Below are 847 nucleotides of genomic sequence, written 5' to 3' on the forward strand. Positions count from 1 at the left end.
CTAGGGCCTGTGGACAATCAGGGTTCCCATTGTGTCTGATTTCTGATTCAAACTTCCCAAATGGAGGTTTGGATGAACGAGCAGCGCTTTGTGGTGACAGATGCTGTATGGCGGCGGCTTGAGGCGCATTTGCCAGGAAAGGCGAGCGACGCCGGGGCTACTGCAAGGGATAACCGCCTGTTTCTGGAAGCAGTGTTCTGGCGGGTTCGGACCGGCTCCCCATGGCGCGACCTGCCGCCCGCTTTCGGTAACTGGAACAGCCAGTTCCGGCGTTTTCGTCGCTGGGCCAAGGCGGGCGTATTCGAGAGTCTTTTCAATGCTATGAGCAGCGCCCCGGACCTCGAATACGCGCTTATCGACGGCACCATCGTTCAGGTTCACCAGAAGGCAACCGGCGCAAAAGGGGGACTCAGCATCAGGCCATCGGGCGTTCGCGCGGTGGTCTGACAACCAAGATCGTCGCTCTGGTGGATGCGCTTGGCAACCTGGTCCGCTTCCTGCTGCTGCCATGTCAAGCGCATGACATGAGGGGTGTTGCCCCGTTGATCTGCAATGTTTCGTTCGGGGCGCTCTTGGCAGACAAGGCGTTCGATGCGAATTGGCTACTTAAAGAACTGGACACGCGAGGTTCAAGCGCCGTGATCCCCCCGAAAGCGAACCGCAAGCACCAGCGTGACTATGACGCCGCAGCCTACAAGTGGCGGCATCTGGTTGAGAACTACTTTGCAAAAATCAAGGAGTTCAGAGGGATAGCCACTCGATACGACAAGACAGACTGCAGCTACACAGCCAATTGGCACCTTGCCGCTGCCTTGATCGCATCAAGATGAATGTCCACAAGCCCTAG

1 pseudogene is annotated in these 847 nt (G+C 57.4%); it reads left to right on the forward strand.

Annotated elements, in window-relative coordinates:
- Positions 1–72 precede the first annotated feature (72 nt).
- Positions 73–830, forward strand: a pseudogene (locus ACTZWY_RS19795) (IS5 family transposase).
- Positions 831–847: the final 17 nt, after the last annotated feature.

Origin of the sequence: Roseinatronobacter sp. NSM, assembly GCF_052379845.1 — a bacterium.
Classification (GTDB): domain Bacteria; phylum Pseudomonadota; class Alphaproteobacteria; order Rhodobacterales; family Rhodobacteraceae; genus Roseinatronobacter.